Origin of the sequence: Delftia sp. CH05 (assembly GCF_009827015.1) — a bacterium.
In the GTDB taxonomy this organism is placed as follows: Bacteria; Pseudomonadota; Gammaproteobacteria; order Burkholderiales; family Burkholderiaceae_C; genus Comamonas; species Comamonas tsuruhatensis.
Genome location: NZ_WUMG01000011.1, coordinates 1 through 24,397, shown reverse-complemented (window position 1 = coordinate 24,397; position 24,397 = coordinate 1). Strand labels below are relative to the sequence as shown.

General features: G+C 68.4%; 27 protein-coding genes and 1 pseudogene. 13 read left to right on the top strand and 15 right to left on the bottom strand.

What is annotated here, in order from left to right; translation table 11 throughout:
- Positions 1–24: 24 nt before the first annotated feature.
- The 3 genes from GRX31_RS11460 (at position 25) to GRX31_RS11450 (ending at position 2,997) form a co-directional block, all read left to right on the top strand.
- Positions 25–606: an NADAR family protein gene (locus tag GRX31_RS11460; RefSeq protein ID WP_160852750.1), complete on the top strand. Its 582-nt coding sequence runs from the start codon at positions 25–27 to the stop codon at positions 604–606.
- Entirely contained in the window at positions 603–1,571 is a 969-nt protein-coding gene (locus GRX31_RS11455) for an ADP-ribosylglycohydrolase family protein (protein WP_237426662.1), read from the top strand. The genes GRX31_RS11460 and GRX31_RS11455 overlap by 4 nt, the downstream gene beginning before the upstream one ends.
- Positions 1,572–1,857: 286 nt before the next feature.
- A complete protein-coding gene (locus GRX31_RS11450; protein ID WP_272918442.1) occupies positions 1,858–2,997 on the top strand; it encodes a fimbrial protein in 1,140 nt (379 codons plus the stop codon).
- Between the two features lie 15 nt (positions 2,998–3,012).
- Here GRX31_RS11450 and GRX31_RS11445 read toward each other — a convergent pair whose 3' ends face one another.
- A complete protein-coding gene (locus GRX31_RS11445; RefSeq protein WP_016454419.1) occupies positions 3,013–3,426 on the bottom strand; it encodes a lysozyme inhibitor LprI family protein in 414 nt (137 codons plus the stop codon).
- A 224-nt stretch (positions 3,427–3,650) separates the two neighbouring features.
- On the opposite strand from GRX31_RS11445, the pseudogene GRX31_RS11440 reads away from it, so the two are divergent.
- Positions 3,651–4,490, top strand: a pseudogene (locus tag GRX31_RS11440) (transporter substrate-binding domain-containing protein); the annotation flags it as partial.
- Positions 4,491–4,643: 153 nt separating this feature from the next.
- On the opposite strand, the gene GRX31_RS11435 reads toward GRX31_RS11440, so the two are convergent.
- Together GRX31_RS11435 and GRX31_RS11430 are read right to left on the bottom strand one after the other, a co-directional pair.
- Positions 4,644–5,060, bottom strand: a complete 417-nt coding sequence (locus tag GRX31_RS11435) for a tautomerase family protein (RefSeq protein ID WP_013800576.1) — start codon at positions 5,058–5,060, stop codon at positions 4,644–4,646.
- Between the two features lie 61 nt (positions 5,061–5,121).
- Positions 5,122–5,928 carry an SDR family NAD(P)-dependent oxidoreductase gene (locus tag GRX31_RS11430; protein ID WP_160852748.1) on the bottom strand — a complete coding sequence of 269 codons (807 nt, stop codon included), beginning with the start codon at positions 5,926–5,928 and terminating at the stop codon, positions 5,122–5,124.
- Positions 5,929–6,090: 162 nt separating this feature from the next.
- On the opposite strand from GRX31_RS11430, the gene GRX31_RS11425 reads away from it, so the two are divergent.
- Positions 6,091–6,657, top strand: coding sequence for a winged helix-turn-helix transcriptional regulator (locus GRX31_RS11425; RefSeq protein ID WP_016452655.1), 567 nt, complete (start codon positions 6,091–6,093; stop codon positions 6,655–6,657).
- 41 nt (positions 6,658–6,698) lie between these two features.
- Here the strand turns inward: GRX31_RS11425 and GRX31_RS11420 are convergent, their stop codons facing one another.
- Positions 6,699–7,262 carry a fasciclin domain-containing protein gene (locus GRX31_RS11420; protein ID WP_013800571.1) on the bottom strand — a complete coding sequence of 188 codons (564 nt, stop codon included), beginning with the start codon at positions 7,260–7,262 and terminating at the stop codon, positions 6,699–6,701.
- Between the two features lie 311 nt (positions 7,263–7,573).
- Between GRX31_RS11420 and GRX31_RS11415 the strand changes: the two genes are divergently transcribed.
- The 5 genes from GRX31_RS11415 (at position 7,574) to GRX31_RS11395 (ending at position 12,012) form a co-directional block, all read left to right on the top strand.
- Positions 7,574–8,545 carry a ferritin-like domain-containing protein gene (locus GRX31_RS11415; RefSeq protein ID WP_016450780.1) on the top strand — a complete coding sequence of 324 codons (972 nt, stop codon included), beginning with the start codon at positions 7,574–7,576 and terminating at the stop codon, positions 8,543–8,545.
- Positions 8,546–8,636: 91 nt separating this feature from the next.
- Positions 8,637–8,879, top strand: coding sequence for a hypothetical protein (locus GRX31_RS11410; RefSeq protein ID WP_074922396.1), 243 nt, complete (start codon positions 8,637–8,639; stop codon positions 8,877–8,879).
- A gap of 45 nt (positions 8,880–8,924) precedes the next feature.
- Complete coding sequence (locus GRX31_RS11405) at positions 8,925–10,295, top strand: Nramp family divalent metal transporter (RefSeq protein ID WP_043790998.1); 1,371 nt, start codon at positions 8,925–8,927, stop codon at positions 10,293–10,295.
- A gap of 149 nt (positions 10,296–10,444) precedes the next feature.
- On the top strand, positions 10,445–10,924 hold the full coding sequence (locus GRX31_RS11400; RefSeq protein ID WP_237426660.1) for a rhodanese-like domain-containing protein: 480 nt from the start codon (positions 10,445–10,447) through the stop codon (positions 10,922–10,924).
- 83 nt (positions 10,925–11,007) lie between these two features.
- Positions 11,008–12,012 carry a fimbrial protein gene (locus tag GRX31_RS11395; protein ID WP_202396559.1) on the top strand — a complete coding sequence of 335 codons (1,005 nt, stop codon included), beginning with the start codon at positions 11,008–11,010 and terminating at the stop codon, positions 12,010–12,012.
- A gap of 110 nt (positions 12,013–12,122) precedes the next feature.
- On the opposite strand, the gene GRX31_RS11390 is transcribed toward GRX31_RS11395, so the two are convergent.
- The 5 genes from GRX31_RS11390 to GRX31_RS11370 all read right to left on the bottom strand — a co-directional run bounded on the left by GRX31_RS11390 (position 12,123) and on the right by GRX31_RS11370 (position 17,205).
- On the bottom strand, positions 12,123–13,079 hold the full coding sequence (locus tag GRX31_RS11390; protein WP_063328434.1) for a Bug family tripartite tricarboxylate transporter substrate binding protein: 957 nt from the start codon (positions 13,077–13,079) through the stop codon (positions 12,123–12,125).
- A 44-nt stretch (positions 13,080–13,123) separates the two neighbouring features.
- On the bottom strand, positions 13,124–14,119 hold the full coding sequence (locus tag GRX31_RS11385) for a tripartite tricarboxylate transporter substrate binding protein (RefSeq protein WP_160852746.1): 996 nt from the start codon (positions 14,117–14,119) through the stop codon (positions 13,124–13,126).
- A 65-nt stretch (positions 14,120–14,184) separates the two neighbouring features.
- On the bottom strand, positions 14,185–15,249 hold the full coding sequence (locus tag GRX31_RS11380; protein WP_160852744.1) for a hydroxyacid dehydrogenase: 1,065 nt from the start codon (positions 15,247–15,249) through the stop codon (positions 14,185–14,187).
- Positions 15,249–15,926 carry an RraA family protein gene (locus tag GRX31_RS11375; protein WP_160852742.1) on the bottom strand — a complete coding sequence of 226 codons (678 nt, stop codon included), beginning with the start codon at positions 15,924–15,926 and terminating at the stop codon, positions 15,249–15,251. The genes GRX31_RS11380 and GRX31_RS11375 overlap by 1 nt, the downstream gene beginning before the upstream one ends.
- Before the next feature lie 70 nt (positions 15,927–15,996).
- Positions 15,997–17,205 (bottom strand): alpha-hydroxy acid oxidase, encoded by a 1,209-nt coding sequence (locus tag GRX31_RS11370; RefSeq protein ID WP_160852740.1) that lies wholly within the window; start codon positions 17,203–17,205, stop codon positions 15,997–15,999.
- A gap of 83 nt (positions 17,206–17,288) precedes the next feature.
- On the opposite strand from GRX31_RS11370, the gene GRX31_RS11365 reads away from it, so the two are divergent.
- Both GRX31_RS11365 and GRX31_RS11360 read left to right on the top strand, forming a co-directional pair.
- Complete coding sequence (locus GRX31_RS11365; protein WP_017406231.1) at positions 17,289–18,209, top strand: LysR family transcriptional regulator; 921 nt, start codon at positions 17,289–17,291, stop codon at positions 18,207–18,209.
- A 76-nt stretch (positions 18,210–18,285) separates the two neighbouring features.
- Positions 18,286–18,495, top strand: coding sequence for an oxidoreductase-like domain-containing protein (locus GRX31_RS11360; RefSeq protein ID WP_126311022.1), 210 nt, complete (start codon positions 18,286–18,288; stop codon positions 18,493–18,495).
- A gap of 23 nt (positions 18,496–18,518) precedes the next feature.
- On the opposite strand, the gene GRX31_RS11355 is transcribed toward GRX31_RS11360, so the two are convergent.
- The 4 genes from GRX31_RS11355 to GRX31_RS11340 all read right to left on the bottom strand — a co-directional run bounded on the left by GRX31_RS11355 (position 18,519) and on the right by GRX31_RS11340 (position 21,585).
- On the bottom strand, positions 18,519–18,989 hold the full coding sequence (locus tag GRX31_RS11355) for a RidA family protein (protein ID WP_012207603.1): 471 nt from the start codon (positions 18,987–18,989) through the stop codon (positions 18,519–18,521).
- A 68-nt stretch (positions 18,990–19,057) separates the two neighbouring features.
- The gene (locus GRX31_RS11350) at positions 19,058–19,873 is read right to left on the bottom strand and encodes an ABC transporter permease (RefSeq protein ID WP_043796569.1); all 816 of its coding nucleotides are present in this window, start codon (positions 19,871–19,873) and stop codon (positions 19,058–19,060) included.
- 5 nt (positions 19,874–19,878) lie between these two features.
- The gene (locus tag GRX31_RS11345) at positions 19,879–20,718 is read right to left on the bottom strand and encodes an ABC transporter permease (protein ID WP_160852738.1); all 840 of its coding nucleotides are present in this window, start codon (positions 20,716–20,718) and stop codon (positions 19,879–19,881) included.
- A gap of 6 nt (positions 20,719–20,724) precedes the next feature.
- Positions 20,725–21,585: an ABC transporter ATP-binding protein gene (locus GRX31_RS11340; RefSeq protein WP_074922408.1), complete on the bottom strand. Its 861-nt coding sequence runs from the start codon at positions 21,583–21,585 to the stop codon at positions 20,725–20,727.
- 162 nt (positions 21,586–21,747) lie between these two features.
- On the opposite strand from GRX31_RS11340, the gene GRX31_RS11335 reads away from it, so the two are divergent.
- Entirely contained in the window at positions 21,748–23,532 is a 1,785-nt protein-coding gene (locus tag GRX31_RS11335) for a monovalent cation:proton antiporter-2 (CPA2) family protein (RefSeq protein ID WP_160852736.1), read from the top strand.
- A gap of 22 nt (positions 23,533–23,554) precedes the next feature.
- On the opposite strand, the gene GRX31_RS11330 is transcribed toward GRX31_RS11335, so the two are convergent.
- Together GRX31_RS11330 and GRX31_RS11325 are read right to left on the bottom strand one after the other, a co-directional pair.
- The gene (locus tag GRX31_RS11330) at positions 23,555–23,944 is read right to left on the bottom strand and encodes a VOC family protein (RefSeq protein WP_012207608.1); all 390 of its coding nucleotides are present in this window, start codon (positions 23,942–23,944) and stop codon (positions 23,555–23,557) included.
- A gap of 66 nt (positions 23,945–24,010) precedes the next feature.
- Positions 24,011–24,364, bottom strand: a complete 354-nt coding sequence (locus GRX31_RS11325) for an energy transducer TonB (RefSeq protein WP_012207609.1) — start codon at positions 24,362–24,364, stop codon at positions 24,011–24,013.
- Between the last annotated feature and the right edge of the window lie 33 nt (positions 24,365–24,397).

The following is a 24,397-nucleotide window of genomic DNA, read 5'->3' as shown; positions in this document are numbered from 1 at the left end:
GCACACACGGCAACGAGACAGCCCATGACTACGACAGACCACATCGCCTCCCTGCAAGACCTCCAGCACGCCATGGCCCAGGGTCTCACCCCGCGCTTCCTGCCGTTCTGGGGCCACCAGCCTGCGGCCGATGGCTCCATCGGCAAGACCTGCATGAGCCAATGGTTCGAGGCGGGCTTCGAGGTCGATGGGCAGCACTACCCCACGGCCGAGCATTTCATGATGGCGGGCAAGGCACGGCTGTTTGGCGACGAGGCGGCGCACGCGGCCATCGTGCGCTGCCGCACGCCGGGCGAGGCCAAGAAGCTGGGGCGTGGCATCCAGGGCTTCGATGAAGCGGCCTGGGTGGCCGCGCGCATGGACATCGTGGTGCGCGCCAACCAGGCCAAGTTCTCCCAGAACCCCGCCCTGGCCCGCTATCTGCTGAACACTGGCGACCGCGTGCTGGTGGAGGCCAGCCCCGTGGACGCCATCTGGGGCATTGGCCTGGCCGCCGACGATGTGCGCGCCACCGACCCCGCGCGCTGGCAGGGCCTGAACCTGCTGGGCTTTGCCCTCATGCAGGCGCGCGCGCGGCTGCGCAGCACCGCTCCTGACCGACCATGAGCGGGAGCACGGGCATGGCCATGGACACGCTGGACCGATACCGTGGCGCCCTGCTGGGCCTGGCCTGCGGCGACGCCGTGGGGACCACGCTGGAATTCCAGCCGCGCGGCAGCTTTGCGCCGCTGACCGACATGGTGGGCGGCGGCCCCTTCTCGCTGCCCGCAGGCAAGTGGACCGACGACACCTCCATGGCCCTGTGCCTGGCCGAAAGCCTGCTCCAGCGCGGCGGCTGCGACCCGCAGGACCAGATGGCGCGCTATGCCAACTGGTACGAATGGGACTACTGGAGTTCCACCGGCAACTGCTTTGACATCGGCATGGCCACCAGGGCGGCCATCCAGCGCTTCCTGGCCTCCGGCGATCCGCTGGCCGGGTCGCCCGACCCGGACCAGGCCGGCAACGGCTCCCTGATGCGGCTGGCGCCCGTGCCCATGTTCTTCGGCCCCGACGAGGACCTGGTGCAGCGCATGGCTGAACTCAGCTCACGCACTACCCACGCGGCACCTGAATGCCTGCAGGCCTGCCGCCTGTTCGCCGTGGCGCTGTGCCGGGCACTGCAGGGACTGCCCCGGCAGCAGGTTCTGGACCTGGGCGGCGTTCTGCAAGACGGCGCCAACCCGCGCCTGCGGGAGATTGCCCGTGGCGACTATCGCGACAAGCCGGCCGCACAGATTCGCGGCAGCGGCTACGTGGTGGACAGCCTGGAGGCGGCCCTGTGGTGCTTTGCGAGGCATGACAGCTTTGAAGGCGCAGTGCTGCAGGCCGCCAACCTGGGCGATGACGCCGACACCACGGCAGCCATCACGGGCCAGTTGGCCGGAGCCTTCCACGGCGCCAGCGGCATTGCGGGCCGCTGGCTGGAACGCCTGCACCTGGCCCCTGAGATCACAGCCCTGGCCGATGCGCTCTGGCAAGCCGCCAGAGGTGCCAGGGACGCTTCTCCGACCGCACCTCTCAGCACCTGAGCGGCCTGGCGCGCTCACGACAGTCGCCGGGGCCGCGAGCGGACTGAACCAGGCTTGTCTGCGCGACCTCCCACGCGCCCGAGCTCCGTGACACTCGGGCCTTGCTCTTTACGAATGGCGTGCATGGGTGGCTTTTGACTGAGCCACGCTCCATTTTCAGAACAATCTGATTGCATCAACTCATATCTTCGGCGTAGAGTGTGAAATACCTAAGAGGCCACACATCGAATGATTCGATGCTTTCATTTCCACCACTCCTTAGTCACTCAAAAGTTCGATAAAACTATTGCGTGATATTTTCGAGAATCATACTTCAGCAATGGAGCGAATCAGTATCATGCATTTTTCTTTCATTCCCTCATTTCCTTCGCAAGTACGCCGCCTTGCATTGATCGCCCTTCCATTTCTCATCGCCTTTTCAGCGGCAACGATGAACACCAATGCCTTTGCCGGTGGCGTATTCTCCCCCACCAGCTCCAGCATTTCACTGCCCGAGGAAATAACAGTACCCGGAAATTACGCCAACGGATCGACGCTATGGAAGTCTACGGTAACCGTATTTAATCTGCGAGCAGTGCTGAACACGGCATTCGAGTACGATGTTGAAAAAGCCGTTGTAGCTGCCAATGTCCAATCCGGAAGCAAGACGCCCGGATACAATAATGTCTACAGCACCAATATTCCCGGCATTGGAATCCGCTGGTGGGCCACATGGCGCGGCCCCGGGGCTCCCAGTGGCAGAACCGTGCCCATTACTACCGAATCAGAAAATAATTCGGGCGCGCTGGGTTATTTCTGGAATGCTTCATCCCGCCAGGATGTCTGGATCGAGCTGGTGAAAACCGGCAACGTTTCCGCTGGCACGCTAACGGGCTCCGGGATGAACGTCGAGATGCGATTCCAGTGCCCCGGCTGCACCGCAGGATACGTCAACCTGTCCGGCCGCACCAGGGTGGTGGTCGGTCCCTCCTGCTCGGTGGCCGCCTCGGCCATCTCCGTACCCATGGGCGCTGTGCCCATCCTGCGATTCACGGGCCTCCAATCCACCTCCATCCCCCAGCACTTCGACATCACGCTGGAATGCAAGGGCGGTGCGCCCGCAAGCGTTCTGCACCCCCACGTCACGCTCACCGATGCCAACGACACCAGCAATCGGAGCACCGTCCTGACCTTGAGCCAGGCCACGTCAGGCGGCAAACCGGTTGCCACCGGAATAGGCATACAGATACTGAAGGATGGCACCGCACTCGCATACGGCCCCGACTCCAACGTGCCTGGCAACACCAACCAATGGAGTGCGGGAACCATCGTTCAGGGCGTTGCCCAGTTCAAGATCCCGCTGACTGCCAAATACGTGCAGACCGCTGCGGCAGTCACGACGGGGCAGGCCAACGGCAGGGCCACCTTCACGCTGAACTACCAGTGAGCAGCGTCCCCGCCCTCAGGGCTTCTTGTCCAGCTGCATTTCCCAGGACTTGAGCTGCTTGGCGCGGGCGCGGGCGAAGTCGCTCCAGCAGTTGGTGCGCGCATCGTCCTTGGCAAAGCTGGCCGAGTTGAACTCGGAAAGAAACTCGCAGGCACTGCGCGCGTACTGCACCCAGTTCCTCTGCGCCACTTCCAGCTCTTCCGAAGCCTGGGGCATGCGCGCCTTGAGCTTGAGCGACAGCGAGACGTAGGCGGCATTGACCAGGGCCACGTTCTGCTCCTGCAGGCAGGCACGCACCTCGGACATGTTGGTGGAGCTTTCCTCGCAATTGCCAGAACTCGTGGGATTGGCGGCCCGGGCCGCGGGGCTGCCACACAACAGGGCAGCGCAGGCGAGAGGGGCGAGTAGGGACGCTAGGGCTTGGTGCATGGAAGAGGGCTCGCTGGGAGGTGCCGGTGGGCGCAGCACCCCGGCCGTCGCGATTACACCATCGACCCGCCCTGCCTCGGGCCCACATTTCCCTGGTGATCACCCTGATGCAGCGACGCAAAGCGCATAAACATGCTCCCAAAGCTTTGTTGCCGTGGGTCAAGGGCGGCCAGAAGATGCAGGCGTACGCATCTTTCGTTCGTCCCGACCGCCCCGCTCCCGCCATGCACACAAGCCCCACCCTGCGCCGCCAGCCCCGCGCCACCCTTTCCGCATCCCTGACCTTCATCGCCGCCGCGCTGGCCCTGGCCTGCACCCAGGCCCGGGCCGATGCCACGCTGGACAAGATCAAGCAGCGCGGCAAGGTCACCATTGGCGTGCTGGTCAATGGCGGGCCCTTCGGCTCCATCGACCCGTCCACCCAGCAGCTCGTGGGCTGGAACCCCGAGCTGGCACGCGCCCTGGCCAAGGGCCTGGGCGTGGAGGCCGAGCTGGTCCAAGTGCAGACCGCCACGCGCGTGCAGTTTCTGCAGGCCGGCAAGGTGGATCTGCTGATCGCCTCCATGGAGCTGAACCCCGACCGTGCCGAGACCCTGGGCTACGCGCCCACACCCTTCTACCGCGTGGGCGGCACTGCCGCCGTGCGCAAGGGCAGCGGCATCGCCAGGTGGGAAGACCTTCGCGGCAAGCCCGTGTGCGTGTCCCAGGGCAGCAGCTTTGCCAAGCCGCTGGCCAGCGAGTACGGCGCCCAGGTGCATGGCTACAAGAGCTCGTCGGACTCGCTGCTGGCGCTCAAGGGCGGCAACTGCGTGGCCGCCGTGCATGACAGCACGCTGATCTACCCGCTGCTGCGCAGCAACCCCGAATGGGCGCAGTACTCGGCTCCCATCGCCGGCGAGGTGCTGCCCGCGCCTTCCGTGGTCTGGACCCGCAAGGGCGAGGCCGACACCATCGCCGCCGTGGACAAGGTGGTGCAGGACTGGCACCGCACGGGCTGGCTGATCGCCGCCGAAAAGCGCGTGGGCATAGAGCCGGCCAACCCGCTGCTGCCCGAGCTGCAGGCCCCCGATGTGCGCGCCCAGCTGGAGCACATGGGCTTCAAGGTGGCGGGCGGCTCCCCGGCCGACCTGGGCCAGAGCCTGCAAAGCGAGCGCCCGCGCTACGCCCGCGCGATCCAGTCGGCAGGGCTGTCGCTGCGCTGAGATGCAGGCAGGTCCTCAGAGGGGAGAGGGCCGATTGTCCAGGCGCCACTTCTCCCCCTCGGGCGTGCCCGGCACGGGCGGGCGCAGGCCCTGGATGCTCCACAGGCTGAAGGGCGTCTCGTCCACATGCATCTCCCAGCGCAGGCCACGGTCGGCAATGAAGGGGGACAGCTGCCGCCGCACGCCTTCGAGGAACCGTGTCTTGGTCTCCTCGTCGCGTATCTGCCGCGCGATGTGGTCCACGGAGATGCGCACGAAATCGTCGGCAGGCTCGCCGCCGATGAAGAACGAAGTGCGCGCCACGGCCTCGAACACCACGCCCACGTAAAAGCGCGGCAGGTCGCCGTAGACGGCCGTGATGCGCTGGGCGATGGCCTGTTTGTCTTCATCGCTGAAGGCGTTTTCGGGGTGGTAGATCTTCCACAGGGGCATGGCTTTCTCCGGGGGCAAAAAGAGGAGTACGGGAATCCGGGGTGGCGACGCAGCGCGGCCGTCAGGCCGGCTGGCCTGCATCCGCAGCCTGGTAGCGCGCCGCCGGCACGCCGCTGAGCGTCAGCGCCTTGACGAGATTGGCGCGCGATTGGTCAAAGTCCAGCCAGGCGGTCGTGCTGCCCAGCGTGGGAAAGCAGATGGCCTCGCCCTGATCCAGCGCCGCCAGGGCCGTGTCCACCAGGGTCTCGGGCGACATGAACAGGTGCTCGGGAAAAGGAGAAGGCTTGCCCCCGAAGAACTCCGAGCGCACCAGGCTGGGCATCACGGCCTGCACGGTGACGCCGCTGGGTGCCAGCTCGGCCTGCAGCGAGCGCGTGAAGCTCAGCACATAGGCCTTGGAGGCGCTGTAGCTGGAGGCGCCCGGCAAGGGCATCAGGGCCAGGATGGAGCCGATGTTGATCAGCGTGCCCCGGCCGCGCGTGGCGAACAGCCGCGCTGCCGCCAGCGACAGCCGCGTCAGTGCCTGGATGTTGACCATGACCAGGCGGTCGACTTCGCGCGCATCCACCTGGGCCGCCGGACCCAGGGCGCCCAGGCCGGCGCAGTTGACCAGCATGGCTATGTCGCGCTGCCCATCGAACAGGGCCTCCACGCGCTGCAGGCCGGCGGCGTCGGCCAGGTCGGCGGCCACCACCTCGACCTGGCGGCCATGGTCGTCGCGCAGGCGCTGTGCCAGCGCCTGCAGCCGGTCCAGGCGGCGTGCGACCAGGATCAGGTCATGGCCGCGTGCGGCCAGGCGATCGGCATAGACGGCGCCGATGCCGGAGGAGGCGCCAGTGACGACGGCGGTGCCTTGATGCGTGCTCATGGGAGAAGTCCTTGCTTGGATCAAGCGGTGGTTGAAAGTGGCTTCAACTATAAACTTCAATCATTAGAGTTACAAGCACGCAATCCACCTCTGCGGGCCGGGCTTGCGTTTTGCTGAGACACTCCAGGCCTGCGACAACGCGAACAGACAACGAGGAATTCCATGCGATCCAAGAGCTTCGAGGGCATGGCCTGCTCGATCGCCACCACGCTGGAGGCCGTAGGCGACCGCTGGGCCATGCTGGTGCTGCGCGACCTGATGCTGGGCCTGAGCCGCTATGACGACCTGAGAAAGTCCACGGACATCACCAACGCCACGCTGACCGACCGCCTGCGCCAGCTGGAGCAGTCCGGCCTGGTAGAGCGCCGCCTCTACCAAAGCGGCCCGGACCGCTACGAGTACCTGCTCACACCCAAGGGCCGCGACCTGTCCCTGGTGATCCAGGCGCTGGCCCAGGTCGGCGACCGGTGGCGCCTGCAGCAAGAAGCGCAGCCGCCCATGCGCTTTGTGCGTGCGCAGTCGGGCACGCCCCTGCGGCTGGCGCTGGTGGAGGAGGAATCGGGCCGCAGCGTGCCTTTTTCCGAGCTGCGCGTGGAGGCCGGCCCCGGCGCGGACGACCTGACGCGCTGGCGGCTGTCCAAGCTAGCCGCGCAGGCCGGGACGCCGGCAGCGGCTTGCGGCGTTGCGCCCGCAAGGCGCATGGCGAAGGCACAAGGCTCCGGCCACTGACCACGGCGGTCAGTGGCCGGCCCGCTCGCTGCCGGTGCCGCTCACTTGGGCAGCAGCACCTTGTCGATCACGTGGATCACGCCGTTGGACTGGTAGACGTCGGGGATGGTCACCGTGGCCGTGCCGCCCTTTTCATCGGTCAGCATGATCTTGGAGCCGCTGGACTTGGCCACCAGCGTGCCGCCGCTGACGGTCTTGATGCTGGCCATGCCCTTGCCGTCCTTGATCATCTTGGACAGCGCCGCCGCATCCCACTTGCCGGCCACCACGTGGTAGGTCAGCACGGTGGTCAGCGTGCCCTTGTTCTCGGGCTTGAGCAGGGTGTCCACCGTGCCTGCGGGCAGGGCCTCGAAGGCGGCATTGGTGGGCGCGAACACGGTGAACGGACCCGGGCCCTTGAGCGTATCGACCAGGCCCGCCGCCTTGACGGCTGCGACCAGGGTGGTGTGGTCTTTGGAGTTGACGGCGTTGTCGATGATGTCCTTGGACGGCAGCATGGGTGCGCCGCCCACCATCACATCGGCCATGGCAGCCACGGAGGCAGCCGACATCACGATGGCCAGGCCGAACGAGGCCAGCTTGCGGGTGTTTTGAATCGAGACCATGGAATGCTCCTAGCGGGTTGATGACAAGCCGAACGATTCCGGCTGATCTGGATACGCAGCGCAGCGGGGTCTGGATTCAAAAAAAACGGCGATCGACGTCAAACACAAAAAATTACAACCACTTTCAATTACGGCACATCCAGACCTGCGCGGCCTGCGTACTGCCGGATAGCGGGGACGCATCCCATTCCCCTGGAGCAGGTGGCCACCTCTTCAGTGGAACGCGCTTTCGCCACACCCGTGTGCTTTCGGCCGGAGGCGCATTCTTCACGTTGACCGTTCGCGCCTGCCGCGAACCGAGAGGAACCATCATGTCCGACGAATCAGTGTTGATAGGGGTTTTGCAAAAACGTGCCAAGAAGCTGGAGGACAGGCGCCAGTTCTTCCGCAAGACCAGCGGCGTGGCCGTGGGCATGGCGGGCGGGGTGATCCTGTCCGCCTGCGGCGGTGGCGGGGGCGATGCGAATGCGCAGGCCAACGGGCCCACGGATGCGGAGATCCTGAACTTCGCCCTCAACCTGGAGTATCTGGAGTCGCAGTTCTATCACTACGCGGTGTTCGGCACCGGCCTGCCCGCCAACCTGCAGTCGGGCGTGGGCACGCAGGGCGCCATCACGGGCGGCCGTGCCGTGGCCTTCAAGGACCCCGTGGTGGCGCAGTACGCCAAGGAGATCGCCCAGGACGAGATCGCCCACGTGGCCTTCCTGCGCGCGGCGCTGGGCTCGGCCGCGGTGGCGCAGCCGCAGATCGACATCGGCGGAACCGACCCGAACGGCGCGTTCTCGGTGGCCGCGCGAGCGGCCGGGCTGGTGGGCGCGGGCACGGCCTTCGATCCCTATGCGAGTGACGAGAACTTCCTGCTGGGGGCCTTCATCTTCGAGGACGTGGGCGTCACCGCCTACAAGGGCGCATCGCCGCTGATCACCAACAAGACCTATCTGGAGGCAGCCGCCGGCATCCTGGCCGCCGAGGCCTACCACGCAGGCCTGGTGCGCACGGTGCTGTACGCCAAGGGACTGGCCACGCCCGCGCTGCGCACGGCGGCCGGCGCCATCTCGGATGCGCGCGACAGCCTGGACGGCTCCACCGACGTGGACCAGGGCATCACGGGGGATGCCACCACGTCCAACATCGTGCCGCTGGATGCCAACGGCATCGCCTACAGCCGCTCGCCGGGCGACGTGCTGAACATCGTGTACCTGACCAAGGACACGGCGACCAAGGGCGGGTTCTTCCCGTCCGGCGTGAACGGCTCGCTGGTGATGAGCAGCGCCTACGCCTGACGCGGACCGCCCGCCTGCCCCGCACCGGCCTGGGCAGGCGGGCTTCCCCGGGGCTGGCCCGAGACAAGCGTTCCCCTGCCAAGGAGTTGCCATGATGTCCCTTCTGCCTTCCTCATCCGCCCCCCGCACGCCGGCCAGCACGCCGGGCCGCACGCCGCGGCGCCTGAAACCTGCCACCGTGGCGCGCCGCTGCGTGGGCAGCCTGATTCTGCTGGCCGGCGCGGTCATCGTGACCGCAGATCTCGTGGCGCTGTGGCGCGGCGCAGGCACTGATGCCGCACCCGCCGCCGCAGCCATTGCGCCCGCCAGCGGCCTGGTGCCGACGGCCCGATAGGCATCCCCCCTGCAACCGCGTGCCCCCGCCGGCGGAAAGGCCCCCATGAACGACACCGTGCTTGCGGCTGAACAGGGCCGCTTCGGCGCCATCGAACCGGACCACGGCCACGCGGGCACGCCCAGCCTGCCGCAGGTGCATCGCAGCATTGCCGTGCCGCGCGGCGACAGCCGCTCGGACAACGCGCGCCGCGTGCTGGCGTTTGCCGGGCCCGGCTACATGGTGGCCGTGGGCTACATGGACCCGGGCAACTGGGCCACCTCCATCGCGGGCGGCTCGCAGTTCGGCTACTCGCTGCTGGCGGTGATCTTTGCCTCCAACCTGATGGCCATGCTGTTCCAGGCGGCGGCCGTGCGCCTGGGCCTGGCCAGCGGGCGGGACCTGGCCCAGGCCTGCCGCGCGCAGTTTTCACCGCGCATCAACCTGGTGCTGTGGTTCTTCTGCGAGATCGCCATCGTGGCCTGCAACCTGGCCGAGGTGCTGGGCATGGCCATCGGCCTGAACCTGCTGTTCGGCCTGCCGCTGCTGGCCGGCGTGTGCATCACGGTGGTGGATGTGATGCTGATCCTGGCGCTGCAAAGCCGGGGCTTTCGCTGCCTGGAATCGGTGGTGATCGCCCTGGTGGCATTGATCGGCCTGTGCTTTGCCGCCCAGCTGGTGTGGCTGCAGCCGCCCGTGGCGGCCGTGCTGCGCGGGCTGCTGCCGGGCATGGAGATCGTGGCCGATCCGCAGATGCTGTACCTGGCCGTGGGCATCGTGGGGGCCACGGTGATGCCGCACAACCTCTACCTGCATTCGTCCATCGTGCAGACACGCCGGCATGACACCACGCTCCAGGGTACGCGCCAGGCCATCCGCCTGGCCACGCTGGACTCCACGGTGGCGCTGGGGCTGGCGCTGTTCGTGAACGCCGCCATCCTGGTGGTGGCGGCCGGCGCGTTCAACCGGCCCGGCCAGGCGCCGGTGACCGAGCTGTCGGACGCCTACCACCTGCTGTCGCCGCTGCTGGGCGTGGGCATCGCCAGCGCGGTGTTCGGCGTGGCGCTGCTGGCCTCGGGGCTGAGTTCTTCGGTCACGGGCACGCTGGCCGGGCAGATCGTGATGGAAGGCTTCTTGCAGATCCGCCTGTCGCCCGCGCTGCGCGCCCTGCTGACGCGCTGCATCGCCATCGTGCCCGCCGTGGTGGCCACCGCCTGGTTCGGCAGCACCGGCGCCAGCGCCCTGCTGGTGTTCAGCCAGGTGGTGCTGAGCCTGCAATTGCCGTTTGCCATCGTGCCGCTGCTGCTGTTCACCACGCGGCGCAAGACGCTGGGCGAGCTGGCCTTTGGCCCAAGGATGTCGGCAGTGCTGTGGGGCTGCGCGGCCCTGGTGGTGTCGCTGAACCTGTGGATGCTGCAGCGGGTGCTGACGGCCTGATCACCCGAACCGGGCATGGCGCCGCGCGGCGCCTTCATAGACGTTTTGCTTCTATCAAACGCCGCTCTTGTTCGTTGGTGGCTTGCCGCGAAGTTCTTAGATTGGTGCCCATAGCCACCAACCCGCGAACTCTCCGCAAGGACGACGACATGACAGCCCTCACTTTGGAAACCGCCTTGCCCCGGGCGCTGCAGGAGGCACAGGACCACGCCCGCGCACAGGGGCTGGGCCACGCAGGCGGCGTGCGCCCGCCCGTGGCCTGGGCGCTGGTGCAGGCCGGCCAGGCCGTGCTGGTCGATGTGCGCACGGCCGAGGAACGCAAGTTCGTCGGCCAGGTGCCCGGCACCCTGCACGTGCCCTGGGCCACGGGCACGGCGCTGACGCGCAACCCGCGCTTTGCCCGCGAGCTGGAAGCGCGCCTGGCCCCGCACGGCGGCAAGGAGGCCGTGGCCCTGCTGCTGTGCCGCAGCGGCAAGCGCTCGGTGCTGGCGGCCCAGGCGGCCGCCCACGTCGTTGGCGCCGCTTGCGCCAGGTGTGCCGCAGGCCGGACCCGGTGGCAATGCCGCGCCACGGCAGCGCACGGAACACGGCATTGGAGTCATGAAAAAGCATTGCCAATATCAGAATGATCCTATGGATTTTCATCAATCATAGGAATAGACTTTGGAGCACGCCCATCAAACTCTCCTGCATCGTTTCCGGTTTCATTCATATGAAAAAAATCAGATATTTTCTCATTCCGGCAACGCTTTGCTTTTCTGTAAGCTCCATTTATGGAGGCATATTTACCCCGGCGTCGTCCACCATCCAACTACCGGAAATCATCAACGTTCCCGCAGGAAATATCATGAATGGATCAGTGCTATGGGAATCGCCCATGGTCAAATCCACCCTCGACACAATTTCCTACAGTGTGCTTTCGGGGCCATCTTCAGAAATATGGCCCAAAATCATGAACCCCACCACGCTGGACGGCGATATCTACTCCACATCTTTGCGCGGAATAGGAGTCCGTTGGCGTGCCATATGGAAAGCCAGGAATTTCCCCAATGGCAAAACCATGTCCATCACCACTACGTCCAACAATGCAGGGGCCACGGGATGGCTAAGGAATGATGTACATGAGCAAACCATATGGATGCAACTCATCAAGACAGGCGCCGTTCAATCGGGCACTTTCAGCGTCAGCAGCTATTCATCCGCCCAGTTTGACTGCAATAGCCTTTGCAATAACTGGCTCGTGAAGGCGACCGGCAGCACCGTGGTGCGCACAGGCGCCAGTTGCCGGGTGAAGACGAGCAACATCGCCGTGAACCTGCAGCGAATCAATAGGTCACTGTTCAACGGGATAGGCGCTACCTCCGCGCCCCAGCCATTCGATCTGGAATTGATCTGCACCGGGGGCGAAGCCAATTCCACCCTGCGCCCGTTCGTCACGCTCACGGATGCCAACGATGCCGCCAACCGCTCCGATGTGCTGACGGTGACCGGAGGGGCTGCCGGCATCGGCATCCAGATCCGCAGCAGCGACAAGGTCATCAGCTACGGCGAGGACTCCGCCAACTTCGGCAATCCCAACCAGTGGCAGGCGGGCACCATCACCCCAGACACCAGAAACCACGTGATTCCATTGACGGCGCGCTATGTCCAGACCCAGCCCTCCGTCACCACGGGCCTGGCCAACGGACGGGCCACCTTCACGCTCAATTACCAGTGACCTACCAGTGACCTGCCAGTGACCTGCCAGTGACCTGCCAGTGACACGCTGGCTGCATTGCGGCTGTGCAGGCGCCCGTGCCGATCCTGCGCTGCCGCACCCGGCTGCGCTCACTCGGCCCTGGCCCCCGACACCCGCACCTGCTCGGCCGCCACGGGCATCTGCTCGCGCACGAAGCGCCAGAACGCGTCCACGCCCATGGGCTTGACGGGCAGCGAGCCTTGGTCGATGAACTGCTTTTGCACCTCGGGATTGCGCAGCGCCGTGGCCAGTGCGCCGTTCAGGCGCTCCAGCGCCGCGCGCGGCGTGCCGGCCGGGGCAACCAGGCCGTACCAGGAGTCGGTGTAGAAGCCCTTGACGCCTGCTTCCTCGAACGTTGGCACATCGGGCAGGGCCGGCAGGCGCTGGCGCGAGGCGACGGCCAGGGCGCGCAGCTTGCCTGAACGGATGAAGGGGATGGCACCGGTGGTGAGCACGAAGTCCACGCGGCCCGCCATCAGGTCGGTCATGGCCGGGGCCGTGCCCTTGTAGGGGATGTGGGTGACATCCACGCCCGTGAGCTGCTTGAAGCTGGCGCCGGCCAGATGCTGGCTGGAGCCCACGCCGCCCGAGCCGTAGTTGAGCTGGCCCGGCCTGGCGCGCGCCGCCTCCAGCAGATCGTTGACCGAGCGCAGCGGCGAGGCCACGGGCACCAGCAGCACGCTGGGCGAGGTGGTGATCATGCCGATGGGCGCGAAGTCCTTGAGCGGGTCGTGGTTCAGCTTGGCGTAGAGCGCGGAGTTCAGGCCGTGCGAGGCCACGGTGGCCAGCATGATGGTGTTGCCATCGGGCCTTGCGCGGGCTGCCGCGTCGCTGCCCAGGTTGCCGCCCGCGCCGGCCCGGTTGTCGATGGTGATGGGCTGGCCCAGGGCCTCGCTCATGCGCGTGGCCGCCAGCCGCGCCACGTTGTCGGAAGGGCCGCCCGCAGGCCAGCCCACGATGAGGGTGATGGGGCCTTGCGCCAGCGCGGGCAGGGCCAGTGTGCACAGGGTGAGCGCAGCCAGGCTGCGGCGCGACAGAGGGGTCATGGCAGTTGTCCTTGTCCATTCAAAGGTTTGCATGGCCAGGGCCTTCAGGGCTTGCCGTCCTGCCAGGGCATTTCGGTCCAGAGCTTGCGAAAGCCGGCCTCGGTGCGCTCCAGTTCGGCCGCGTAGGCCAGTGGCGCCAGGTAGCGCAGCGGCGCGTACATGGCCTCGGCCTGCTGCCTGAACTGCGGGTCGGCCGCGATGGTGGCCACGGCATCGACCAGCTTTTTGCGCACGCCTTCGGGCAAGCCCTTGGGCGCGGCCAGGCCGCGCAGGGAGGCCAGCTCGATATCGATGCCCTGCTCCTTGAATGTAGGCACCTGGGGCGCCAGCGAGCTGCGCGCGGCCGACATCTGGCCCAGCAGGCGGATGGGAGTGCCGCCCTTCTGGTAGGCCAGCACCTCGCCCACGTTGATGGCGCCGATGGTGATCTGCTGGCCCGTGGCGGCGGCGCGCACCTCGCCCGCGCCCTTGTAGGGCACATGGGTGAGCTGCGTGCCGGTGGCCTTGGCGAACAGCAGCATGGCCAGGTGGTCGTCCGAGCCCGTGCCCGTGGTGCCCACGGTCACGGCGCCGGGGTTGGCCCGGGCGTAGGCGGCCAGGCCGGCCAGCGTGGTGATGGCGTTGCTGTTGTGGATGGCAAAGCCGCCCGGGTCGTCCACCAGGTTGCCCAGCAGGTCGTACTGGCTCCAGTGGAAGCTGCTCTTGCGCTCGATGGGGATGGTCAGCACGTTGGGCGTGTTGATGAAGCCGATGGTGTAGCCATCCGGCTTGGCGCGCGCCAGTTCGCCAAAGCCGATGCCGCCGCCCGCGCCGGGGCGGTTGAGCACGACCACGCTGCCGCCCAGCTTCTTTTCCAGATGGCGGGCCAGCAGCCGCGCCACCAGGTCGGTGCCGCCGCCGGGCCCGTAGGCCACGATCATCTCGATGTTGCGCGAGGGATAGGGGGCCTCGCCCTGAGTCTGGGCCTGGGCCAGGGCCGGCAGCGCCATGCAGGCGGCGGCCAGGCCTGCGCACAATGCGCGCCTTGCTTGCTGTGTCATCTTTGTCTCCTGGGTCGCCTCTTGCAGTGGTCTGAGAGGCTTTGTAGTCATGGTGAAGGAAGCGGCTAACGGGACGGGGAAAAGGACAGGGAACGGGACGGGTCCAAGGCCCGGGCGATGCGCTCGCGCGCATGCGGCCAGACCTCGGGATTGACCAGGCGCGCGGGCCGCTGGCCGTCGGCCAGCAACTGCACGATCTGGGTGGCGGCCAGCTCGGCGTTGTTGCGCCGGGCCTCGTGCGTGACACCGGCGGTGTGGAAGGTGGCCACCACCTGGGGCAGGGCCAGCAGCGGATGGGAGGCGGGCGGCGGCTCCTGGTCCCAGACATCGAGCCCGGCGCCGGCCAGGTGGCCGCTGGCCAGGGCGGCGTGCAGGGCGGCCTCGTCATGGATACCGCCGCGCGCCGTGCTCACGAAAACGGCGCCCGGCTTCATGGCCGCAAAGGCAGCGGCGTTCATGAGCCCCAGCGTGGAGGCATCGCGCGGGCAGTGCAGGGAGACGATGTCCGCGCGCTGCAGCAGTTCGTCGAAGCCGACGGCCTCGGCCCCGCGCGCCGCCAGGCCGGCCGCGTCGTAGGCCGGGTCGCAGCCGATCACCTGCATGCCGAAGGCCCGGCCCAGGGCCGCGACGCGGCTGCCGGCCTCGCCCACGCCCACCAGGCCCAGGGTGCGGCCGCGCAGCTCGTGGCCCATCACGTCCTCGCGGCTGAAGCCCCGGGCAGGGGTGCGCAGCAGGCGGTCGGATTCGTTGATGCGGCGCAGCACGGACAGCATCAGCCCGATGGCCATCTCGGCCACCGAATCCGCGTTGCCGCCCGACTGGTTCATCACGGCCACGCCGGCGCGCGTGCAGGCCTCGATGTCGATGGTGTCGCAGCCCGAGCCGCTGGAGGACACGGCCAGCAGATCGGGGCAGCGCGCCAGCAGGTCCGCCGTGGCGAACCAGTGGCGCGGCAGCTCGTCCTTGGCGGCCGTGATCTGGTAGACCTGTGCGCCGGCCAGGGCCTGCCAGGCGGCGGCATCGTCGCCCTCGCGCCGGCAGGTGATCAGCTGCACGCCAGGCGCGGCCGAGACGATGCGGTCGAAGGCCGCGTCCAGCCAGTAGTCGAAACGGACAACGCGGCGGTCCATCACAGCACCCCCTTGGCGGCCAGCGTGCGCACCACCCAGGAGCGGTCGGCGCGGCCTGCAGCAATGGCGGCGAGCACGTCGGCCTCGTCGCGCTGTATGGCCTCCACGCGGTCGGCAATGGCGACGGCCTCGGCGGCGGGCACGGCCAGCAGGCCGTCGCCGTCGCCCAGCACCAGGTCGCCCGGGTGGACGACCATGCCGTCAATGCTGACGGGCACATGCAGCTCGCCGGGGCCGTCCTTGTAGGGGCCACGGTGCGAGACGCCGCGCGCATACACGGGCAGCTCATGCTGGCCGATGGTGTCGCTGTCGCGGATCAGCCCGTCGATGACGATGCCGGCCGCGCCGCGCGCCATCATCAGCGCCAGCATGATCTCGCCAATGATGGCGTTGGGCCCGGCGCCGCCCGCGTCCACCACGATCACGTCGCCGGGGCCGCAGATGTCGATGGCCTGGTGCACCATGAGGTTGTCGCCGGGCCGCGTGCGCACGGTCAGCGCACGGCCCACCAGCGGCCCCTGGCTGCGGTGGAAGGGCCGCAGCGCCGAGGTGCCCGTGGTGCGGCTCATGGCGTCGCTGACATTGGCGACCGGAAAGCCGCGGTAGCGCTGCAGCAGCGCATCACCAAGGGCGGCCTCGGGCCGGGCGTGGATATGGAATCCGGGAATCTTGCTCACTGCTGTGTCTCCGTCTGTGTCCGTATCTGTGTCTGTGTCTGTGTCTGTGTCGATGCCGCTGTCTTGCCGCTCAGAACGCATCCCAGGCCTGCGCATGGCGCACGCAGGCCGGCGTGATCTGGTCCAGGCGCGTGGCGCCCAGCATGGCCATGTCGCGCAGCACCTCCTCGCGCAGCAGGGCCATGGCGTGGGCCACGCCCGCCGGCCCGGCCACCGAGGCCGCGTAGTTGAAGGGCCGGCCCACGAACACGCAGCGCGCGCCCAGGGCCAGGGCCTTGAGCACATCGGTGCCCCGGCGCACGCCGCTGTCCAGCATCACCGGCAGGCCGGGCACGGCGCGCACGATGCCGGGCAGCACGCGCAGCGGTGCCACGGCGCCGTCGAGCTGGCGCCCGCCGTGGTTGGAGACGATGAGGCCGTCGGCGCCGTGGTCGCGCGCCAGCACGGCGTCTGCGGCCGAAAGAATGCCCTTGACCACCAGTTGCCCCTGCCAGCGCTGGCGGATGGCAGCCAGATGCGGCCAGGCCAGGTGGGAACGGTCCGAGAAATCGCGCATCACGCTGGCCGACAGGATGGGCGCGCCCCGGTGCGCATAGTTGTTCTCGAAATGCGGCATGCCGTGCCGCCACAGGGTCTTGAGAAAGCTGCCGAACAGCCAGCGCGGGTGGCTGATGCCCTGCCAGGCCAGGCCCGGCCCGGGCCGCAGCGGCGTGGAGAAACCGGCGCGCACATTGTTCTCGCGGTTGGCGGCCACGGGCGTGTCCACGGTGATCACCAGGGTCTGCACGCCGGCGGCGGCCACGCGGTCCAGCAGCGCATCGATCTGGCCCTGGTCGCCCGGCAGGTAGGCCTGGAACCAGGTGTGGGGCGCGGCCGCCATCACCTCCTCCAGCCGGATCAGCGAGGAGCCGCTCATGATGGCCGGCACGCCCGCCTGCTGTGCGGCCTGGGCCAGCACCAGGTCGCCCCGGTAGGCCGACAGCGCGGCAATGCCCATGGGCGCCACGCCGAAGGGCGCTCCGTAGCGGCGCCCGAACAGCTCGAAGGAGGGGTCGCGCTGTGCCACGCCCACCAGCGCGCGCGGCACGAAGGCCAGCTCGGCAAAGGCGCGGCGGTTGTCCGCCAGCGAGGCGTTGTCCTCCACCGCCCCGCTGATGTAGGCATGGATGGGGCGCGGCAGATGGCGCCGCGCCAGCCGCTCGAAATCGTCAAGCGACAGCACGCCGCGCAGGCGGCGCGGTGGCGTGGCGGAAGCGGCAGGGACGGCAGGCGTAGGCATTGCCAACCAATGTAGGAGGGCGCAATTCCAAAGAAAAGCGAAATAAATCGGAATCAATGTTTCGCTTTTGTGAAAATATCGCCATGACCCTCAAACAGCTCGAAGCCTTCTACTGGGCCGCCACCTGCCTGAACTTCAGCGTGGCCGCCGACCGCGTGCACCTGTCGGTCTCATCGCTGTCCAAGCGCATTGCGGAGCTGGAGGCCTCACTGGGCGTGCAGCTGTTCGACCGCAGCGGCCGCGCCGCCGAACTCACGCCCCAGGGCGAGCAGCTGCTGCCGCGCATCCGCGAGCTGCTGCACGGCGCCGCCCAGCTGCGCGAGGCGGCGGGCCGCAGCGTGGGCCTGCAGGGCCGCTGCCGCATCGGCTTTGGCGAACTCAGCGGCCTGACCTGGCTGCCCCGACTGGTGCAGAAGGTGGCCGAGCTGCACCCCGACCTGCAGCTGGAGCCCCACACCGACATCGGCCAGGTGCTGGAGCAGCGCATCGTCGATGGCGAGCTGGACTGCGTGGTCATCGCCGGGCCATCGTCGCGCAGCAGCCTGGCCTTCGAGCAGGTCGCCCAGGTGCGCTTCGTCTGGGCCGCCAGCGACGACTTCATTGCCCGCGCCGGCACCGGCCTGCCCCGGCGCCTGGTGCGCGAGCAACTGCTGATCGCCCTGCCCACCGGCTCGGGCGCCACGCGCACGCTGGACGACTGGCTGGGCCGCCACGGCCTGGCCGTGGAGCGGCGTCTTTCCTGCAACAGCTGGGGCGCCGTGGTGGGCATGGTGGTGGACGGCCTGGGCTTCACCTACATGCCCGAGCAATGGGCCCTGGCCCTGCAGCAACGCGGCCGCCTGCGCGTGCTGGACGGCAGCGCCGAGGCCGCAAAGCACAGCGCGCTGGTTCCGCTGACCTACACCGTGCAATGGCGCCGCGACGATGCCCGGCCGCTGATCACGGAAATGCGCGAGATCATCCGCAGCGTGATCGATTTCCCGGCGCCGCGCTGTTTGAGTTGAACTTGCACCCTGGCGGCCCCATGCCCTTTAGCCCGCGCGCAGCAGCCACGGCAGGAGCTGCTGGACAATCACCCCCATGACCACCGCGCCTCTCCCAGATTCCGCAGATCCCGCCGCCTCCGCCGACCCCATGCCCCAGCCGCCCGAGCAGCCCGACCTGGACGCCTGCTGCGGCAATGGCTGCGACCCCTGCATCTTCGACAGCTATGACCTGGCCATGGACGAGTACCGCCAGGCGCTGCGGGCCTGGAAGGCGCGCAACGAAACGCCGGCGGGCCAGGGATAGGAATAGGGATAGGGGTAGCGCGATCAGTCCACGCGGGCGATCAGGTCCAGCTCCACGGCCGCACCCTTGGGCAGCTGCAGCACGCCCACCGAAGTGCGCGTGTGGGCACCCACGGGGCCCAGCACCCGGGCGATGAGGTCGGAGGCGCCATCGGCCACCTCGCTTTGCTGGGTGAAATCGGGCGCCGAGCGCACATAGACGGTGATGCGTGCAACGGCGCGCACGGCATCGAGCGAGCCGGCCGCGCGCTGCACGAAGGCCAGGGCCCGCATGGCACAGATGGCGGCGGCCGTTCTGGCCGATGCCAGGTCGATCCCGGCGCCGACCGTCCCCACGTAGAGCACTTCATCGCCCACGCGGGGAATCTGCCCGCTGACGAACAGCTGCTGGCCGTCGCGCACGACGGGGCTGTAGTTGCCGCCTATCTTGATCTCGCCATCGAAGCGGTGGCCGAGCTCAAGGGCGGCCTGGGCGAAGCGTTCATCTGCTGTCATGGTCTGGTGTCCGGAGTAAGGCAAGCGCGCAGTCTAGAGCGTGTGGTGCACCGGCGCCTGCGGCGGCTTCAACTGCCCGTGGACGCGTAATGCCTCACCCCCATGCGCCAGGCGCCCGAGGCCAGCCAGAGGAAGGCAAAGCCGGCCAGCGGCGAGACCCAGCCCAGCCAGGCTGGTGCACCCAGCGGGTCGGGCTTGCCCAGCACAGCCAGCGCCGGGTAGTAGGCCACGCAGGCCAGCGGCACGGCGAAGGTCAGCAGGCGGCGGAACCACTGCGCGTACAGGGCCAGCGGGTACTGGGCGGCCTCGACGCTGCCGTAGCTCAGCACATTGGCGGCTTCCAGGCTTTCCACGGTCCAGAACGAGAGCGCACCCTGCAGCACCAGGATGCCCAGGAACAGCGCCACGCCGCCCGCCACGGCGAACAGCGCCACGGCGACGGCCTGGGGCGTCCACACCACGGCGCCCTGAGCCGTGGCAAAGCCCAGCACCAGCAGGCCCTGCAGCAGGCGGCCCAGGCGGCTGATGCGCACGTCATGGCCCATGAGCTGCAGCCACACGGGGCGCGGACGCAGCAGCAGGCGGTCGAAGGCGCCGGTGCGCAGGAACTGCGTGCCCAGCACGTCGAAGCCCCGGCCCAGCGCATCGGCCAGGGCGAACATGCAGTTCACCAGGCCATAGAACACGGCCACTTCGCCGATGCGCCAGCCCTGCACCTCGCCAAACCGGTGGAACAGCGCCCAGACGGCGATGACCTCGATGCCCGTGACCAGGAACTGGCCCAGGGTCAGCATCAGCGCCGAGGCCGGGTAGCGCGCCTGCCCGCCCAGCGAGGCCAGCGCCAGGCGCAGGAACATGGACAGCGATCCTTTTTGCTTGGCCATGGCGCTCACCCGCCCTGCACTTCGAGGCCGCGCATGGTGCGCGCCATGGCCACGCGGCCCAGGGCCACGATCACGGCAATCCACAGGGCTTGCAGCGCCAGGCAGGCCAGCATCTGCGCACCGGCCATCTGGCCGAAATAGATGCGCGCAGGGATGTCCATCACGCCGGCCAGCGGCTGCAGCAGCAGCGCGGTCTGCCAGGCGTCGGGCATCAGCGCCAGCGGCAGCAGGTTGCCCGACAGCACGATGACCACGGGCGCGGCCAGCGTGTTGATGCCTTTTTCATTGAGCGCGGCGGCAGCAGCAACATTCAGCAGCATGACCAGTGCCGTGGACAGCAGCAGCGCCAGCAGCATGGAGGCGGCAAAGCCCAGGCCTGCGGCCCAGCCGGCCGGCGGCTGCCAGCCCCAGGCGCCCAGCCCCATCAGCGGCAGGGCCAGCCCTGCAAACGCCACCATCAGCGCCACGCGCGGCAGCACGCGCGCGGCGATCCAGCCAGCCGAGCGCACGAACCACAGCGCATAGGCATCCACGGGCCGCAGCCGGTCATAGGCAACGGCGCCCGTGCGCACGGCCAGGGCCACGTCGGGGTCACCGCTCCAGGGCAGCAGCGCGAACAGGCCCTGCGCCACCCAGGTGTAGGTGATGGCGTGCTCCAGCGAAATCGGCGCGCCGGCCGATGCCGAGGCACTGCCGTAGAACGCCGCCAGCACCATGGTCTTGATGGCGCCCCACCAGCACTGCGTGGCAAAGCCCGCGTAGGCGGCCGTGCGGTATTGCAGCATCACCAGGAACCGCGATGCAAAGGCCGCCACATAGGGGCGCAGGAGTTCACGCAGCGTCATGCCGGCTCAGCCTTCGGCCGCTCCGTGCATGGCGTAGAAGCGGGCGATCACGGCCTCGATGGCCATGTCTTCTCCATTGCCTTCGCCATCACCACCTCCACGATCCTCGCCCTGCGCTGCCACCACCTGGGCGCGCAGCGCATCGACCGCGCAGTCGGCCAGCACGCGGCCATGGCCGATGACGATCACGCGCCGCGCCAGCGCCTCGATGTCGTGCATGTCATGCGTGGTCAGCAGCACCGTGGTGCCGCGCTCGCGGTTGGCGCGCAGCACGAACTCGCGCACGGCCAGCTTGGAGGGTGCGTCCAGGCCGATGGTGGGCTCGTCCAGGAACAGGATCTCGGGCTCGTGCAGCAGGGCCGCGGCGATCTCGGCGCGCATGCGCTGGCCCAGGGACAGCTGGCGCACGGGCTGGTCCAGCACGCGCTCCAGGTTCAGCAGCGCCACCAGCTCGTCGCGCGTGCGCCCGTAGCGTGCGGGATCGACGCGGTACAGGTCGCGCAGCAGGTTGAAGCCATCGCCCACGGGCAGGTCCCACCACAGCTGCGAGCGCTGTCCGAAGACCACGCCGATGCGGCCCACATGGCGCTGGCGGTCGGCGAAGGGGTCGCGCCCGTCCACCTCCACGCGCCCGCCATCGGGCCGCAGGATGCCCGACAGGATCTTGATGGTGGTGGACTTGCCCGCGCCGTTGGGGCCGATGAAGCCCAGCAGCTCACCACGCTCCAGCGCAAACGACACGCCATCCAGCGCCTGCACCGTGCGATGGCGCGGATGCACCAGCGCGCGCAGCGCGCCCATCACGCCGGGGTCGCGTTCATGGATGCGGTAGGTCTTGCGGAGGTCGTGGACGAGGATCTGGGGCATGGCGCTGGGCGGTGAGGTAAGCGCAGAGAGGGGCACAGAGGGTGGCACAGAGGGGGCGCGATTCTACACAGGCCCGGGCTTTGCTATCCTGCGCGCAAATTCGCGGATGGAAATCCGCCTTGCCGCACGCACGCACGCACGCACGCACAAAGGAAACACAACATGGCCGCTGAAGGCAATGCAAGCCAGCTCGTAGGAATCGTCACGCTGCTGGGGGCCGCCGTGGTGGCCGTGCCGCTGTTCAAGCGGCTGGGCCTGGGCGCCGTGCTCGGCTACCTGGCCGCCGGGCTGGCCATAGGCCCCTACGGGCTGGGCCTGGTGACGGACGCGCAGACCATCCTGCACGTGGCCGAGCTGGGCGTGGTGATGTTTCTCTTCGTCATCGGGCTGGAGATGAAGCCTTCGCACCTGTGGGACCTGCGCGGCCAGATCTTCGGGCTGGGCAGCCTGCAGGTGGTGGTGTGCGCGCTGCTGCTCACGGGCGTGGGCATGGCCTTCGGCTTTCCGTGGCAGGTGGCCTTCGTGAGCGGGGCGGGCTTCGTGCTGACCTCCACGGCCATCGTCATGCAGGTGCTGGCCGAGCGTGGCGACATCCTGGCGCCGCGCGGCCAGCGCATCGTCTCCATCCTGCTGTTCGAGGACCTGCTCATCGTACCGCTGCTGGCCGCCGTGGCCTTTCTGGCGCCGGCCGATGCGGCGCCCGTGGCCACCTCGCCCCTGTGGCAACGCGCGGGCGTGGCCCTGCTGTCGCTGGGCGCGCTGGTGGGCGCGGGCCTGTGGCTGCTGAACCCGCTGTTCCGCATCCTGGCCAAGGCCAAGGCGCGCGAGGTGATGACGGCCGCCGCGCTGCTGGTGGTGCTGGGCGCCGCCCTGCTGATGGAGATGGGCGGCCTGTCCATGGCCATGGGCGCCTTTGTGGCGGGCGTGCTGCTGTCCGAATCCTCGTTCCGCCACCAGCTGGAGGCCGATGTGGAGCCCTTCCGCGGCCTGCTGCTGGGCCTGTTCTTCCTGGGCGTGGGCATGGCGCTGAACCTGGAGGTGGTGGCGCTGAACTGGCGCATCGTGGGCATGGGCGTGGTGGCGCTGATGCTGGGCAAGGCGCTGTGCATCTACGCCGTGGCCCGCGTGGCACGCAGCAGCCATGCCGATGCGCTGGACCGCGCCATCCTCATGGCCCAGGGCGGGGAGTTCGCCTTCGTGCTGTTTGCCGAGGCGCTCAAGCTCAAGGTGCTCAGCCCCGAGGTGCATGCCAACATGACGGCCATCGTCGTGCTGTCCATGGCCATCACGCCGCTGGTGGTGGTGCTGCACAAGCGCCTGGCCGGCGCCCAGGCCGTGTCGCTGGACGGCGTGGAGGCGCCGCAGGACCTGCGCGGCAACGTGCTGGTCATCGGCTTCGGCCGCGTGGGCCAGATCGCCAGCCAGGGGCCGCTGGCGCATGGGGCCAGGCTGTCCATCATCGACAACGACCCCGACGTGATCCGCAACGCCGAGCCCTACGGCTTCAAGGTCTACTTCGGCGACGGCGCGCGCGCCGACATCCTGCATGCGGCCGGCGCCAGCCATGCCAGCGCCATCCTGGTCTGCGTGGACAGCAAGGCCGCCGCCACGCGCATCGTGGAGAACGTGCGCCACGAATGCCCGCACGCCCGCCTCATCGTGCGCGCCTATGACCGCGAGCACGCGCTGGAGCTCATCCAGAAGGACGCCGACCATGTCGTGCGCGAGAGCTTCGAGTCCGCCCTGCTCATGGGGCGCCACGCCGTGCTGGCCCTGGGCGCCACCGAGGACGAGGCCCGGACGCTGGAGGCAGAAGTGCGCGGCCGCGACACCGAGCGCTTTGCGCTGGAGACCGCCGGCGGCACCTTTGCGGGCCGCGCCCTGCTGCTGGGCAACATCGAGCGCATCGATCCGCCCCGGCACGACAAGCCCACCGCCAGGGACTGAATCAGCCCCGGGCACAGCGCGCTCAGTGCCGCTGGTTGATCTGTATGAGATTGCCGCAGGTGTCGTCGAACACCGCAATCGTGACCGGCCCCAGATGCGTCGGCGGCCTGGTGAAGCGCACGCCGGCCGCGCTCAGGCGCTCGTACTCGGCCTGCACGTCGTCCACGCCGAAGAAGGTGGCCGGTACGCCGTCGGCATGCAGGGCGGTCTTGAACGGCCTGGCGGCCGGGTGCATGTCGGGTTCGAGCAGCAGCTCCACGCCATCGGCATCGCCGGGCGATGTCAGGGTGAGCCAGCGCGCGTCGCCGCCCATGGGAATGTCGTGTTTGAGGACGAAGCCGAGCACGTCGCGGTAGAAGGCCAGGGCCTTGTCCTGGTCGTCGACGAGCACGCTGGTGATGACGATCTTCATGGAATGCTCCTTGTGTCGCTGCGCAGGGCACGCACCGGGTACACACCTGCCACCACCGGCATGCCGCTATTTCAGCAGGAAGGTGACGGGCACGCGCGTCCACATGCTGTCCGGCACGCCGTCGCGCGTGCCGGGGACAAAGCGCCACGTCCGCACGGCGTCCAGCGCCTCCTGGTCGAGCAGAGGATAGCCGCTGCTGTCTGCCACATCCACGGCCAGTGCCTTTCCGCTGGCGCCCACCAGAACCCGCAGCACCACCTTGCCTTCCTGCTCCAGCCGCCTGGCTTCCTTGGGATAGGCCGGCATCTTGTTCTCGCTGGCCTGCCTGTCAGGCACAGGCTGCACCACGCCTGCCGCAGCCGGGCCACCGGCCAGCAGGCCCAGGGTCAATGCAAGGATGGCGCAGCGCATGCGGGGCATTCGGAAGGCTCCTGGATGGGGGCGGGATGGGGG